This is a genomic window from Rhizobium sp. PAMB 3174 (genome assembly GCF_052908375.1).
Genome location: NZ_CM128608.1, coordinates 1,777,116 through 1,791,512 on the forward strand (window position 1 = coordinate 1,777,116; position 14,397 = coordinate 1,791,512).

Here is a 14,397-nt window from a genome sequence, read left to right on the forward strand (position 1 = left end):
AAGAGTTCCGTTCCTCCCAGCCCGATCGCAATAGTGGTGCGGGTAGAGAGACTTGAACTCCCACGCCTTGCGGCACCAGAACCTAAATCTGGCGTGTCTACCAATTTCACCATACCCGCTTTCCAGATTGCCGCAGGCCATGAAAACATGGGCCCTCCGGGAAGCGGCGTCTCTATATCATCCGAACTGCCAAGCGCAAAGGAAAAATGACGGTTTGGCAACAGGATCGGCGCCACCACGCGATCCTTCGCTTTCAAAGTCAGACATTACGTTGCGTAAACTCGCGTTCAGGCTTTTCCTAACGTCAGTATAGCGGCTCCTCGTAAGCGGGTTTGCCGTCATTATAAAGCGCGCGGATCTGCGGCTTGCCGTCGCTCGAAACGCGCACGGCGACCTGCAGCTTGCCTTCGTTGCGCAGATCCTCCAGTGCCCTTCCCTCGCCTTCCGGAACGTAATAGCGCTCGATTCCGTAGCTCACGCGAAAGTCCGAGGCATTCAAGTAGTCCGTATAGCGGAACGGCAATGTCCTCATCATGACCTCGCCATCGGTGGCCGGCGGGGGATCGCCGAAGGTCGCACCAACAATTCCGAACGCGCCATCCTCCTGCTTCTTCAAGAGCACCGACAGAGTGACAGTCTCGCCCTCGGAAGGCTTGGGCCCCGTGACCAGTGCCCTCGGCACATTGGAGATGTCGTAGTTCAAGGTCACGTAGTCGCCGCGCAGGAAATCGCGCGGATCGACGGCGCGCGTCTGCAACAGCACTTCCGCGCCGTCGCGCAGGATCGCCGCCCTGCTCAACGTCATGTAGCCGATCAGGCCTATCTGCAGGACCACCATGCAGGCAGCCGCGATGACGAGCCTTGCCCGCTTGCGATTCGACATGCCGAAACTTGCCTCGTTCATGCAGACACCTCCTTCGGCTTGGCCGCCAGCCGCTTTTCCAGCCGGATGACGGCGAAGGCGGCCAGCGCGACGAAGACACCGGACAGGAGGAAGAAGCCCGACGTCCCGATCAGGCTGCCGATCGTCTCGTTGCAGAGATAGATGAGTTCGGCGGCAAAGATCAGGTAGGCGAGATAACGCACCACGCCGTTGTCGCGGCCGTTCAGCATCAGGGCGGCGACGGTGGCGACGATCACCGCGATCGCCACGGAAATCCTGCCGCTCGTTCCATCGAAGCGGTCATGCAGGAATGCCAGGCCGGCGATCATCAGCAGGAAGGCGTAGGTCGCGGGAATGCCGCCCGCTGCCGCATTCAACCGTTGCAGCGGCGACCTCGGCAGAACGGCAACCAGGAAGGCGGCGGCGCCCGCCAGCGTGAAGACAATCGCCAGCCCGTCGCTCTCGTGCTCGAAATAGAACCAGAAGAGCCAGGCGAGGATCAGCAGATAGGACAAATGCCGCGCCCGCCCCGGCCCGGTATAATAGACCAGTGCGATGACGGCCGCCGCCATGGCGAGCGGCATCAGTCCTTCAACGGAATTCCAGGCCGAATAGTCATCAAACATCAGATTGCTGAAATAAGCCCAGGAGAGAAACCCGGCGATCACTGTCGGCCCGCCGGACTTGAAGAGGACGGAGGCCAGCATGGCGAACAGGAACCACGTCATGAGGAAGGTCTGGCTGTCGCCGGAGATGTGGTACATCTGCGCCGTCAATGACACCGTGCCGCCGAAGCACAGCACCGCCAGGATGAGGAGCGCGCCGCCAAGGTAGTCGGCGCCGCGCATGAAGAAGGCGGCCGCTCCCATATAGAAGGCCGTGACCATCGCCAGCATCGCCACGAGCCGCAGGCCGCGCGGCAGCGCATCCCAGTTGGAGGCGATCAGCATGGCGATAGCAGCAGCGATCAGGAGCGCGGCCAGCACCATCAGGACACGGCCAACGCTGAAGACGCCGGACGGCCGCGCATCATACTCCGCCAGCATGGCATCGGCGGCGGGCCTGGCGACCAGCCCCTTCGCCACCCAGCGCTCCATGTCCTGCTGCAAGCGATTCCTGTACATGCACATCACCCGATTCAAACACCGCCGTTGGAAACAAAAATTCCGCGGCCCAATGCTGCCGGAAACATGGACCACATCGGCGCAATCAACAAGACCGGCGAATAGCGGCAAAGCTGCATGGCTACGATCAGCCCCGGTTTTCTTTTTATTTCAATAAATTACAGATATTTGGCGGCGAATAAGCCATGCACTCAACGCATATCTTGCATGCGATTATTGCACTGCACAAAACGGAATGATCATACTATATTCCAATCATCAGATGACGGCGGAAACATTCTCTCTTGCTTCCCCTCATCGACAAGAATTCGGATGAAGCGCGCTCCTCCTCCCAGCGCTCTTCCGATATAGACTGGCAAGCACTCCTCCTCCCAGCTTCCCAGTCGACCAAAATGACGCTCACCGGATCTCCTCCCCCGGTGGGCGTTATTTTTTTGCCCATCTCCCTGTCCTTGCTCAGCATTTTCCAAAGCCTTGCGCTTGGCGCATGACCGATATGCCGTTGCCCCTCTACCTAGATGCGGCAGCGCAACATATATCTCGCTCATCAACGGAGCACGGCAAATGCCGCTGCCAAAATGAACCAAAGGAACACGATCATGAACATCAGCCGCTCTTTCGCCAACTGGCGCAAATACCGTCAGACCGTCAATGAACTGCAGAAGATGAACAGCCGCGAACTGGCCGATCTCGGCATCAGCCGCGCCGACATCAACCGCGTTGCCCGCGGCGCAGTTCTCTAAAGTCTCCTCTTCAAAAGAGACTTTCAAAATGCCTCCGCCCCGGCGGGGGCTTTTTTGTTTGGGGCGCCAGACACGCCTTTCTTACCCCTTTGGGGCAACGCGAGCCTTGCAAGAATGCATAGGTGCCATGCCGAAGACCCTCTAGCTCAATGCTGCAATGCAACATACATTGAGATCAACAGATGGGGCGGCAGCAAGCGCTGCCAATTGATCGACTAGAAAGGAACACGACCATGAACCTGACCCGCTCTTTTTCCAGCTGGCGCAAGTACCGTCAGACCGTCAGCGAGCTTGACCGCATGTCCAACCGCGAACTCGCAGACCTCGGCATCAGCCGCACCGACATCCGTCGCGTTGCCCGCGCTGCAGCCTTCTAATTCCAGACCTCCTTCAGGTCTTCAAAACCGCCCTCCGCTCCTACGAGCCGAGGGCGTTTTCTTTTGTCCGCCGACATGCGGTTTCGCATGGCCGAAAGATGCCTAAAATTGCAGCCTTATTGCCGCCGCAAGTATTAATCGGGACGCTACTTGCCCGAAGGCCCTCATCTGGACCGGTCCGGCGACTTCGAAATCCTGCCAATCCATTGAATTAAATTACATTTTCCCGCACACAGGTGTACCGGCACCGACCGCGGACGCGCGGCCTCTTTTTTAATCTGACCAAATAAGAAGCCTGTTTTTTATTCAACCCACTGCACAATTGCATAGCAGTAGCCTATTTTTTGCACTCGTTATTGCACAACGAAAGAGCTACATAAGGGTCAACGAACAGCCGCACAGACATTGATGCCGAGGCTGTCCCGAAGATCTTGAGGAAACCAACATGAGCCCGATTCGCTATGCAAAAAATTGGATCAATTATCGCCGCACTCTCAAGGAGCTCGGCAACCTCTCCAGCCAGACCCTGGATGACATTGGCCTCAGCCGCTATGACATCCGCTCTATTGCAGCAAAGTCCTTCCGCTAATAAGCGCTGAGACCACTGCCTGGATCTACCCAAAAACGGCGCCCGAGTGGCGCCGTTTTCGTTTGCGGGCTTTTGCGCATGCAGCACGTCATGTTAAGGAGGCGCGCATGAGCAAGACATCTTCAAACGACACTCCCATCCACGTCATCGGCGGCGGGCTCGCCGGGTCGGAAGCTGCCTGGCAGATCGCCAGTGCCGGCATTCCCGTCATTCTCCACGAGATGCGCGGCGTGCGCGGCACGGATGCCCACAAGACCGATGGCCTTGCCGAACTGGTCTGCTCGAACTCCTTCCGCTCTGACGATGCGACGAGCAATGCCGTCGGCGTCATCCATGCGGAGATGCGGCTCGCCGGTTCGCTGATCATGCGCTCGGCGGATGCCCATCAGGTGCCGGCCGGCGGCGCACTGGCCGTCGACCGCGACGGATTTTCCGATGCGGTCACCGCCACGATTGCCGATCATCCGCTGATCACCGTCGTGCGCGAGGAAATCACCGGCCTGCCACCGGCGGACTGGGGACAGGCAATCATCGCCACCGGGCCGCTCACCGCCCCCTCGCTTGCCGCCGCCATCCAGGAAGAGACCGGCGCCGATGCGCTCGCCTTCTTCGACGCCATCGCGCCGATCGTGCACACCGATTCCATCGACATGGACATCTGCTGGTACCAGTCGCGCTACGACAAGGTCGGACCGGGCGGCACGGGCAAGGACTACATCAACTGCCCGATGACCGAGGAGCAGTACAACGCCTTTGTCGACGCGCTGATTGCCGGCGACACCGTCGGCTTCAAGGAATGGGAAGGCACGCCCTATTTCGACGGCTGCCTGCCGATCGAGGTGATGGCCGAGCGCGGCCGTGAAACGCTGCGCCACGGGCCGATGAAGCCGATGGGGCTCACCAATGCCCACAATCCGACCGTCAAGGCCTATGCCGTCGTCCAGCTGCGCCAGGACAATGCGCTCGGCACGCTCTACAACATGGTCGGCTTCCAGACGAAGCTGAAATACGGCACCCAGGCCGAGATCTTCCGCATGATTCCCGGGCTCGAGAATGCCGAATTCGCCCGTCTCGGCGGCCTGCACCGCAATACCTACATCAACTCACCCGTGCTGCTAGATCCATCGCTAACGCTCAAGGGCCGTCCCGGCCTGCGTTTTGCCGGCCAGATCACCGGCTGCGAAGGCTATGTAGAGAGTGCTGCCATCGGCCTTCTGGCGGGCCGCTTCGCCGCTGCCGAACACAAGGGCCAGCCGATCTCGCTGCCGCCGGCAACCACCGCCTTCGGATCGCTGCTCAATCACATCACCGGCGGCCACATCGTTTCCGACGACGAGCCCGGCAAGCGCTCCTTCCAGCCGATGAACATCAATTTCGGCCTGTTTCCGGAACTCGCGCCCGGTTCGATCGTCAAGCCGGTCGAAGGCAAGCGTTTCCGCGGCAAGGAAAAGGCAGCGATGAAGAAGCGGCTGATGGCCGAACGCGCGCTTGCCGATTGCGCCGAGTGGCTGGGCGTCGAGAAGCGCGAGAAGCAGGCCGTCTGATTCCGGCTCGATTTCAAGACCGGTGAGGACGGCGCGCCGACTTTGCCCGCTCAACCGGCCTTCTTGTCGGCTTCCGTCAGCAGATTGCCCAGAAGCCAGAGCGAGACCTCCGAGGCCTCCTTGGCGCTTTTGAACTGGTAGGTGCCGTTGTGATAGGGCGCGTCCAGGAATTCCACCTTCAGGCTGTTCTTCGCTGCACCTTCGCCGGCCCGCACCCGACCCGGTTCGATCAGGTGGCAGGCAAAGTGATTCTTCAAACTGCGCATGAAGCCCGCCTTGTCGTCATACAGGCGCACGAAGACGGCATTGCCGTCGGCAGTCGAATGCAATGCACGAATAGCTTCGTCGGGATAGGCGCGGCCGAATTCCATGATGGCGATGCCGGTGTCGTGCAGGCCGTCGTCGTCATCCTGCTTGGCCATGCGTGTCGCCACGATCGCCAGCAGAGCCAGCCCGCCAAAGAGGATGCCCCAGATGATCAATCCCACGGGTGTTCTCCAATCTCCTGTGCAACGCTACAGGTTGTATCAGATTAAGGGACGAGGCTTGCGCGAATATGAAATCGACCGTTGTCAGAACCGTTTGGTGAAGGCGGCCCTGGCAAGGGTCAGCTGGCGGCGCCATTGCGACAGCTGCAAAGCTTCATCGAAAATGGAAGCCTTCAGCTTCATGGCTTTCTTCAGGACCGATTCGGCAAGAGCCACCGGCAGGAAGGCCGGAAAGACCTCGGGCGAAGGCCGCTCTTCCGCCCTCGCCTTCTTCAGATGATCCATGCCGAGCGCCGCAAAGGCGGTGATGGCAGCGCCGATGCGCTCCCTGTCCTGCCCTTCGAGAAAGCTTTCCCGGTCGAGCCCGGTTGCCGACAGAATGTCGAGCGGCAGATAAAGCTGCCCGCGCTGGCGATGGCGCGGCATCAGGAGAAGCAGACCGGCAACGGTCTGGGCAACGCCCGCATGGCCGGCGGCGGCCGCGCTCTCGCCCGCCTTTTCCGGCGATAGCACCAGGCTTGCCAGCTGGATCAGCGCCGACGCCGTTTCGCCGGCATAGGCCTCCAGCGTCGCCACATCGGGCATCGGATCGTCATAGAGGTCGAATATCCGAGCTTCGCTCATGGCGATCAGCGGTGCGGTCGGCAGGCGACAGGCATGGACCGCCGCCATCAGTTCGGCCGAAAGCGGATTGGCCTCGGCCTGGCCGGGGTTCTGCCCCTCGATGATATCGCGCCACCACTGCAGGCGCACCTCGCCCGGCAGCGGCTCGTGCACGAGATCCCGCACCTTGGCGATTTCCGCATTGTAGACATAGAGGGCGACCAGTGCGCGCCGACGTGCCTCCGGCGACAGCAGCGCGACCAGATAGCGGTCGCGGTCGGTCTCACGCAGCGTCGACAGGCAGATGATATCGTTCGAGGCAGGCTCTGCGCTCATGGGGACAATCCCGGTTTGTCAGTCGACGGCGATCAGGGCGGCGGCCACGGGCCGGTCTTCCGACAGCATGACATTGTACGTCCTGACGGCAGCACCGGTGTTCATCGGATCACTGCCGATGCCGTGCTCCTTGAGCTTCGCCTTGAGCGGCGTCGGCAGCAATCGAAGGTCCGTGCCCGTGCCGAGCAGCAGGAATTCGATGTCTCCGGCATCCTGGAACACGCGCTCGAAGAGGTCGACCGTCAGATCATCCCCGTCGGCCACGTCCCAGCCGTAGACGCCGGACGGCAGGCAGAGCAGCGAACCGCGATGCGACATGTCGGCAAACCGGAAGCCGCCGTTTCCGTAGGCGTCGATCGGCGGACGCCCCGGAAAATGTGCCTCGCGGATGATGATGCCCTTGGCCAAGACGTCAGGCCGTCGCTTTGTTCTTGTCGTCGCCTTCCACACCTTCGCCGTCGGCATCGTTCTGGAAGCTCTCCGGACGCAGCTTGAAGGCAATCAGGACCGGCGCGGCGATATAGATCGACGAGAAGGTACCGACGGCGACGCCGAACAGCATGGCAAAGGTGAACGAACGGATGACTTCGCCGCCAAAGACATAGAGCGCGGTCAGAGCGAGAAGGGTCGTAGCCGACGTCAGAACCGTTCGCGACAGTGTCTGGTTGATCGACGTGTCGATCAGGAGCGGCAATGGCATCTTGCGATAGCGCCTGAGGTTCTCGCGCATTCGGTCGTAGACGACGACGGTATCGTTCAGCGAATAACCGACGATCGTCAGCACGGCCGCGATACTGGTCAGGTTGAACTCGACACCGGTCAGCACGAACAGTCCGATTGTCAGGATGACGTCGTGCACCGTCGCAATGATGGCGCCGACGGCGAACTGCCACTCGAAACGGAACCAGATGTAGATCAGGATCGCCGCAAGCGAGACCAGAACGCCGAGCGTTGCCGACTGGGTCAATTCGCTGGAAACGACCGGGCCAACGACTTCCACGCGACGGAACTCGTAGGTGCTCTCGAGCTCGTTGCGCACCAGCGCCAGCGCGGACTGCTCGGCATTGTCGCCACCGCCCTGCGCCTGCAGGCGGACGAGGACTTCGGACGGATCGCCGAATTCCTGTGCCTGGATGTCGCCGAGGTTGAGTTCGGACAGGCGGTCGCGGATGTCGCCGATATCGGCATTGCCGCTCCTCGCCTTCAGTTCGATGACCGAACCACCCTTGAAGTCGATGCCGAGGTTCATGCCGACCGTGGCAAAGCCGACGAGAGCGGCAATCGACAGCGCGGCCGAGATGACGAAGGTGTAACGGCGGAAGCCCATGAAGCGAATGTTGGCACCGTCGAACACGCCGGTACGAATGCCGTTCGGCAGGTGCTTCGGGCGTCGACGACGGATCCATTCGGCCACCAGCCAGCGGGTCAGCGTGAAGGCGGTGAAGACCGTCGTCAGGATACCGATGGCAAGCGTCACGGCGAAGCCGCGAACCGGGCCGGAGCCGAGATAGAACAGGATAACGGCGGCAATCAGCGTCGTGACGTTGGCGTCGACAATGGTCGCATAGGCCTTGGAGAAGCCGGTATCGATCGCCTGGATCAACGGCCTGCCGTTTTTGACCTCTTCGCGTATTCGCTCGTAGATCAGCACGTTGGAGTCGACCGCCATGCCCATGGTCAAGACGATACCCGCGATACCGGGCAAGGTCAGCGTCGATCCGATCAGTGACAGGACCGCGATCAGCATGACGATGTTGACGAAGAGCGCGATGTTGGCGATGACGCCGAAGAAGCCGTAGAACACCAGCATGAAGACGACGACGGCGACGGCGCCGATAACGCCGGCGACGATGCCCGCATTGATCGAGTCGGCGCCGAGGCTCGGACCGACCGTGCGCTCCTCAACGACCGTCAGCGTCGCCGGCAGTGCGCCGGCCCGGAGCAGGACGGCGAGGTCGTTGGCGGACTGGACGGTGAAGTTTCCGGAGATCTGGCCCGTGCCGCCGGTGATCGGCTCGCGAATGACCGGCGCCGAAATTACCTGGTCGTCGAGGACGATCGCAAACGGCTTGCCGACATTGGCGGTGGTCGCCCGCGAGAATGCGGTGGCGCCCTTGGAATCGAAGCGGAAGTTGACGACCGGCTCGTTGGAGCGCTGGTCAAAGCTTGCCTGCGCGTCCACGAGTTCATCGCCCGAAACCAGTGCCTGCTTTTCGATCAGGTACGGGACCGGCGGATCATCGGTCGAATAGAGAACTTCGGATGTGACGGGCGGACGACCGTTGATCGCCTCCTGCACCGGCATCGAGTCGTCGACCATGTGGAAGGAAAGCTTGGCGGTCTGGTTCAGAAGCGCCTTCAGGCGCTGCGGGTCCTGAAGGCCCGGAACCTGGACGATGATGCGGTCGTCACCCTGGCGCTGGATCAGCGGCTCGGTGTTGCCGAGTTCGTCGACGCGGCGGCGAACGACTTCGATCGACTGCTTCAGGGCCGAGGACAGACGATAGTTGATGCCCTGCTCGGTCAGCTCCAGCCGGATGGTGTTGTTCTGGCCATCCTGCATGTTGACTTCCTGAATCGTGCCGCCGGTCAATGTACCGGCGCTGATCAGTTCGGTCAGCGGACGAAGTGCCTCCTTGGCGGCGTCATATTCATTCGGGTCGGTGATCTTCACCTGAACCGTCTGGCCGGCGCCGGAAAGGCCGGTGTAGCGGATCTTGGCGGCGCGCAGCTTGGCGCGCACGTCGGCGACCGTCGTTTCAAGACGCTCCTTGACGATGTCGGAGCGCTCGATCTTGAGCATGATGTGGGAGCCACCCTGAAGGTCGAGGCCGAGGGTCACCTTGCTGTCCGGAAGCCAGGAAGGAAGTGAGGCCAGCTGCTTGTCGCTGAAAAGGTTCGGCGCCGCGGTCAGGAAGGCCACAAGGACGGCAAGCCAGATGAAGGTGGTTTTCCAGCGGGAGAAATAGAGCATGGGTTTCTCGGCTTCAGAGTGTCTGTATCATGCGGAAGGCGTGCGCGCGGGCCGTATGAAGGACCCGCGCGCGATCTGGCAGCCTCAGTTGGCGGCTTCGGCCTTGACCGGCTCGCCCTTGACGCGGACGTCGGAGACGTGAGCACGAACGACACGAACGCGCACGCCGTCGGCAATTTCCACTTCGAGTTCGTTATCGTCGATCACCTTGGTGACCTTGCCGAGAACGCCCCCACCGGTGACGACCTGGTCGCCACGACGGATGGCCTTGAGGGTTTCCTCGCGCTTCTTCATCTGCTGGCGCTGCGGACGGATCAGCAGGAAGTACCAGACGACCATCAAAGGCACGAACAGGAACAACATTTCCATGCCGGAACCGAAACCGGCAGCACCACCGGCCGCGTCTTGGGCAAATGCCTGGGTAAAGAACATCAAAAACTCCTCGAATTCCAAAACACTGTGCCGTTTCCGGCCATACAGAAAGCCGCCGGAATATAGGCGCGATCGCAGTGATTGCAACAGCGCGCCCGGCCGGACAGGACGATTTCCCGCCCTATTAGCCTTTTCCGGTCTGAAACGCCATGCTACCGCGCTTTAAAAATGACAGTTCGGCCATGCCGGCCGTTTCCAAGGGAGGCCTCGGATGAAAGACAAGACAAAACACGCCCTGCTTTCAGAACTCCGCCGTCTGGCGGATGCCGTGGAGCGGCTCGCCGGACCCGCGCCGGCGGACAACGACCTCGACGCCGCCCACTGCTTCGTCTGGCAGCCGGCGCGCCAGAAATTGCAGCCCGTGCAAAGACCGAACCGCATCGCCCTCAAGCTGATCAAGGGCGTCGATCATGTGCGTGATATCCTTCACGAAAACACCGAGCGTTTCGCGGAAGGCTATCCGGCCAACAACGTCCTCCTGTGGGGCGCGCGCGGCATGGGCAAGTCCTCACTGGTGAAATCCGTCCATGACGACGTGCGGGCGTCTTCCGGCGTCTCGCTGAAACTCATCGAAGTGCACCGCGAGGACATCTCCAGCCTCCCTCTCCTCCTCGACATGCTGAAGGATGGTCCGCACCGGGTCATCATCTTCTGCGACGATCTGTCTTTCGACCATGACGACACGGCCTACAAGTCGCTGAAAGCGGCGCTTGACGGCGGCGTCGAGGGGCGGCCGGACAACGTGCTTTTCTACGCGACGTCGAACCGCCGCCACCTTCTGCCGCGCGACATGATCGAAAACGAGCGCTCGACGGCGATCAATCCGTCCGAGGCGGTCGAGGAGAAGGTCTCGCTTTCCGATCGTTTCGGCCTCTGGCTCGGCTTCCACAAGTGCAGCCAGGAAGACTATCTGCTGATGATCGACGGCTATGCCGAGCATTTCTCCCTGCCGATCGACCGCGACGACCTGCACAAGCAGGCGCTCGAATGGGCGACCACGCGCGGCGGACGTTCAGGCCGCGTCGCCTGGCAGTTCATCCAGGATCTCGCCGGACGCCTCAGGGTCCGGATCGATCGCTGATGCGGCTCATCAGACTGCCAACATGAAAAGGCCCGGCTGGAGCGACCAGCCGGGCCTTTCTTTATTCCCCGATACGCAAAACCACTATTCGAGGTAAGTGATGGGATTGACCGGCGTGGCATCCTTGCGCACTTCGAAGTGCAGCATCGGACGGCTGGCATTGCCGCTCATGCCCGAGGAAGCGATGACCTGGCCGCGGGTGACCTTCTGGCCGCGGGCAACGTTCAGGTTGCCGGCATGGCCGTAGACCGTGACCGTGCCGTCGTCGTGGCGCAGCAGCACCGTGTTGCCGAGTTCCTTCAGGCCGTTGCTCGCATAGATGACAACGCCGTTCTCGGCAGCCTTGACCGGCGTGCCTTCCGGTACCGAGATGTCGATACCGTCATTGCGGCTGCCGTTGACGTTGGCGCCATAGGCGGCAATCACCTGACCGCGCACCGGCCAGCGATACTTGCTGATGCCGGTCGAGGCCGGAGCCGAAACCGACGGATCCCTGGAGGCGACTTCTGTAACGGACTTGTTGGCGGCCGGCGCCACATAGGGCTTCGGATCGTTGCGCGATGCCGTATCGGTCGTCTTCGGCTGAGCGGCCGGCTTGGAGGCGCTTGCCACCGCGGCGGGCTTGACAGCACTGGTCTTGACCGGATCCGGCGTCGAGGCCGAGCCGTTCGGCAGCTTCAGCACCTGGCCGATGCGGATGCTGGCGGTGTTAAGACCGTTCAGCCGCTTCAGCTCGTCGATGTTGCTGCCGGTCTGGCGGGCAATCTTGGTGAGCGTATCACCGGCAGCCACCTTGTAGGTGCCACCGTCGCCGCCTGCCGGAGCCTTCTTCGGCTCGACAGACGCGGACTTGTCGCGATTGTCGACCGGCTTGGGCAGAAGGGCGACCTTCTGCTCGGTTTTCCTGGGCTGCTCGGGCAGCCTGCCGCCCTTGGAAAAGTCTTCCGCGGTGGCGGACGCCTTCGCCGTGTTCGGGCTGACGCTGTAGGACGGGATGATCAGTGTCTGGCCGGCCTGGACAGCACCGCTGGTCAGACCGTTGGCCTTCATGATGTCAGCCATCGACACGTTGTAGCGGCGTGACAGGGCAGCAATGGTGTCGCCCGGCTTCAGGACGACCTTCTGGCCGCCCATGCCGTTGTCGGCCGGACGCGTCGTCGCCGTCCTGATCGGATCGGCGGGCAGCGTGGCGTGCGAGAGGGTCGTCTGTGCAGGCGCCCTTGCCGGCATCGGCTGTTCCAGCGATGCGCTCTGCGAGGAGACCGGCGGCAGGCTCTGCTGCTGCACGCTCACCGGCGTCGCCGACATGCGCGCTCCGGAAGCGACCGTGCCGGTGCTCATCGGATCATAGTTGCTGTTGGCCGGGCGGGCCGGATAAGGCTGGTTGAGCGCCTGGTTGGCGGTCGAATAATCCTGCGCCGGCGCCATGCCGACATTGGCGCTCGGAACAGGCGCGCCAGCAGTGTTGGTAACGGGACGCACGGAGCTGGTGGTCAGGTTATCCGTGCCAAAATAGCCACCGGAAAACCGCATCGCATCCGAACTGCACCCCGCAACAGTCGAACCCAGCAAGGCTATGGCGACAAGCCGAAGAACTGAGTTTCCGAATTTTTGCGACACTTTGATACTCATAACTGGACCTACTCGATACGCGACAGGTTATGAGCAAATTAAACCGCGTTAATGTTACCGCCCGGTTAAGACGTGGACTCACAAGGAAGATTTTTGACAAAAAGCTAACCATGCCGCCACAATTGTAGGTCGAGCGCGCAGGTCGGACGTCTTCAGAGGAAGGAGGCGGTGTTCTCGACGAATGGCAGATACGGGGCTTCGAACAGGTCCTCGCGCTCGAAGCGGCTGCCGACCTTGCCGAGCTGGACCATGCGGCAGGTGCCGTTCTCCATCATCAGCGGCGCGATCATCGTACCGCCGGAGACCAGCTGCTCCGCGTAGAACCTCGGCGTTTCCTTGAAAGCCGCGGTGCAGACGATCCGGTCGAACGTCCCCTCGCCCGGAACCCCGGAACGGCCGTCGCCCTGGCGGATGATGACATTGAGGCGCTGCAGCTTTTCCATGCGCTGGCGGGCATTCTCTGTCAGCGTCCGGTAACGCTCGATCGACAGCACACGCTCCGCGAGCCTGGAGAGCACACCGGTCATGAAGCCGCTGCCTGTGCCGATTTCGAGCACCCGGTGGCCCGGCTTCACCTTCAGCCGGTCGAGAAGCCTGACGGCGAAATCGACCCCTTCCATGAAGGAGCCGCATTCGATCGGAATGGAGCGCGAGGAATAGGCCTTGTCGGCAAATTGCGGCGGCACGAACAGCGAGCGCGGCGTCTGCTCGACGGCGGTCAGCAGATCGATGTCCGAAATGCCTTCGGCCCTCAATCTGAGCACGAGAGCGGCAAAGCCTTCCTTTTCGACCATGGCAGCCGTCAAGCATTCCCTCCGTCAGCAAGAGCCTGAGCGACGCGATCCTGCACGGAGTAATCGGTCATGTCGAGCTTCAGCGGGGTCACCGAGATCTTCCTGTTGCGCAATTCCACAAGATCCGTGCCTTCGCCCTCGCGCGGCGTCCGGCCGCCGAGCGTCAGCCAGTAATACGGGAAGCCGCGGCCGTCCTGACGCTCCTCGATGCCGACCCCGTAGTCGAGCTTGCCCTGCGAGGTCACTGCCACGCCGGCTACCTCTTCGGGCCGGCAATTGGGGAAATTGATGTTGAGGAAAGTGCCTTCCGGAAGGTCGAGATGCATCAGCTGCCGCAGCACGCCCGGTGCATGGGTCTCGGCAACCTCCCACGGCACGACCCGCCGTCCGTCATAGATGTAGGCCTGGCTCAGCGCGAAGGAGCGTATGCCGTTCAGCGCACCTTCGATGGCGCCGGCAACCGTGCCGGAATAGGTCACGTCCTCGGCCATGTTGGCGCCGGAATTGACGCCGGAAAGCACGAGGTCGGGCTTTTTCCCGGACATCAGCTTGCGGATCGCCATGATCACGCAATCGGTCGGCGTTCCTTTCAGGGCGAATTTCTTTTCGCCGACCTGCCGCAGCCGCAAGGGCTCCGACAGCGTCAGCGAATGGGCAAGCCCGCTCTGGTCGCTCTCGGGGGCGACGATCCAGACGTCGTCGGACAGCTCGCGGGCGATCCGCTCCAGAGCCGCCAGACCTTCGGCATGAATGCCGTCGTCATTCGTCAGAAGAATGCGCATGATGCCCCCGAGGCA

At 61.6% G+C, this 14,397-nt stretch carries 15 protein-coding genes and 1 tRNA gene; 5 read left to right on the forward strand and 11 right to left on the reverse strand.

Going from position 1 to position 14,397, the window contains the following annotated elements:
• Positions 1-34: 34 nt before the first annotated feature.
• The 3 genes from ACU5AY_RS08490 to ACU5AY_RS08500 all read right to left on the reverse strand — a co-directional run bounded on the left by ACU5AY_RS08490 (position 35) and on the right by ACU5AY_RS08500 (position 2,007).
• A tRNA-Leu gene (locus tag ACU5AY_RS08490) sits at positions 35-119 on the reverse strand.
• Between the two features lie 185 nt (positions 120-304).
• Positions 305-904: a GDYXXLXY domain-containing protein gene (locus ACU5AY_RS08495; protein ID WP_446828722.1), complete on the reverse strand. Its 600-nt coding sequence runs from the start codon at positions 902-904 to the stop codon at positions 305-307.
• Entirely contained in the window at positions 901-2,007 is a 1,107-nt protein-coding gene (locus tag ACU5AY_RS08500) for a DUF2157 domain-containing protein (RefSeq protein WP_446828723.1), read from the reverse strand. Before ACU5AY_RS08500 ends, ACU5AY_RS08495 begins: the two co-directional genes overlap by 4 nt.
• 599 nt (positions 2,008-2,606) lie before the next feature.
• Here ACU5AY_RS08500 and ACU5AY_RS08505 point away from each other — a divergent pair.
• The 4 genes from ACU5AY_RS08505 to trmFO all read left to right on the forward strand — a co-directional run bounded on the left by ACU5AY_RS08505 (position 2,607) and on the right by trmFO (position 5,260).
• Entirely contained in the window at positions 2,607-2,750 is a 144-nt protein-coding gene (locus tag ACU5AY_RS08505; protein ID WP_446824329.1) for a DUF1127 domain-containing protein, read from the forward strand.
• 233 nt (positions 2,751-2,983) lie between these two features.
• Positions 2,984-3,127 carry a DUF1127 domain-containing protein gene (locus tag ACU5AY_RS08510; protein ID WP_446824330.1) on the forward strand — a complete coding sequence of 48 codons (144 nt, stop codon included), beginning with the start codon at positions 2,984-2,986 and terminating at the stop codon, positions 3,125-3,127.
• A 445-nt stretch (positions 3,128-3,572) separates the two neighbouring features.
• Positions 3,573-3,716, forward strand: a complete 144-nt coding sequence (locus ACU5AY_RS08515) for a DUF1127 domain-containing protein (protein ID WP_261930241.1) — start codon at positions 3,573-3,575, stop codon at positions 3,714-3,716.
• Positions 3,717-3,823: 107 nt separating this feature from the next.
• On the forward strand, positions 3,824-5,260 hold the full coding sequence (gene trmFO, locus ACU5AY_RS08520; RefSeq protein WP_446828724.1) for a methylenetetrahydrofolate--tRNA-(uracil(54)-C(5))-methyltransferase (FADH(2)-oxidizing) TrmFO: 1,437 nt from the start codon (positions 3,824-3,826) through the stop codon (positions 5,258-5,260).
• Positions 5,261-5,310: 50 nt separating this feature from the next.
• On the opposite strand, the gene ACU5AY_RS08525 is transcribed toward trmFO, so the two are convergent.
• From ACU5AY_RS08525 to yajC, 5 genes are all read right to left on the reverse strand, one after another.
• Positions 5,311-5,748, reverse strand: coding sequence for a hypothetical protein (locus ACU5AY_RS08525; RefSeq protein ID WP_446828725.1), 438 nt, complete (start codon positions 5,746-5,748; stop codon positions 5,311-5,313).
• Between the two features lie 84 nt (positions 5,749-5,832).
• Positions 5,833-6,687 carry a phytoene/squalene synthase family protein gene (locus ACU5AY_RS08530; RefSeq protein ID WP_446824333.1) on the reverse strand — a complete coding sequence of 285 codons (855 nt, stop codon included), beginning with the start codon at positions 6,685-6,687 and terminating at the stop codon, positions 5,833-5,835.
• An 18-nt stretch (positions 6,688-6,705) separates the two neighbouring features.
• Positions 6,706-7,095 (reverse strand): Mth938-like domain-containing protein, encoded by a 390-nt coding sequence (locus ACU5AY_RS08535; RefSeq protein ID WP_446828726.1) that lies wholly within the window; start codon positions 7,093-7,095, stop codon positions 6,706-6,708.
• 4 nt (positions 7,096-7,099) lie between these two features.
• Positions 7,100-9,661 (reverse strand): protein translocase subunit SecDF, encoded by a 2,562-nt coding sequence (secDF, locus tag ACU5AY_RS08540; protein ID WP_446828727.1) that lies wholly within the window; start codon positions 9,659-9,661, stop codon positions 7,100-7,102.
• A gap of 84 nt (positions 9,662-9,745) precedes the next feature.
• On the reverse strand, positions 9,746-10,093 hold the full coding sequence (yajC, locus tag ACU5AY_RS08545) for a preprotein translocase subunit YajC (protein ID WP_446824336.1): 348 nt from the start codon (positions 10,091-10,093) through the stop codon (positions 9,746-9,748).
• Between the two features lie 211 nt (positions 10,094-10,304).
• Here yajC and ACU5AY_RS08550 point away from each other — a divergent pair, with 211 nt between their 5' ends.
• Positions 10,305-11,174, forward strand: a complete 870-nt coding sequence (locus ACU5AY_RS08550; protein ID WP_446824337.1) for an ATP-binding protein — start codon at positions 10,305-10,307, stop codon at positions 11,172-11,174.
• 84 nt (positions 11,175-11,258) lie between these two features.
• Here the strand turns inward: ACU5AY_RS08550 and ACU5AY_RS08555 are convergent, their stop codons facing one another.
• The 3 genes from ACU5AY_RS08555 to surE all read right to left on the reverse strand — a co-directional run bounded on the left by ACU5AY_RS08555 (position 11,259) and on the right by surE (position 14,382).
• Positions 11,259-12,707 carry a peptidoglycan DD-metalloendopeptidase family protein gene (locus ACU5AY_RS08555; RefSeq protein WP_446828728.1) on the reverse strand — a complete coding sequence of 483 codons (1,449 nt, stop codon included), beginning with the start codon at positions 12,705-12,707 and terminating at the stop codon, positions 11,259-11,261.
• 251 nt (positions 12,708-12,958) lie between these two features.
• The gene (locus ACU5AY_RS08560) at positions 12,959-13,612 is read right to left on the reverse strand and encodes a protein-L-isoaspartate(D-aspartate) O-methyltransferase (protein WP_446824339.1); all 654 of its coding nucleotides are present in this window, start codon (positions 13,610-13,612) and stop codon (positions 12,959-12,961) included.
• Positions 13,609-14,382: a 5'/3'-nucleotidase SurE gene (surE, locus tag ACU5AY_RS08565; protein WP_446828729.1), complete on the reverse strand. Its 774-nt coding sequence runs from the start codon at positions 14,380-14,382 to the stop codon at positions 13,609-13,611. Before surE ends, ACU5AY_RS08560 begins: the two co-directional genes overlap by 4 nt.
• Between the last annotated feature and the right edge of the window lie 15 nt (positions 14,383-14,397).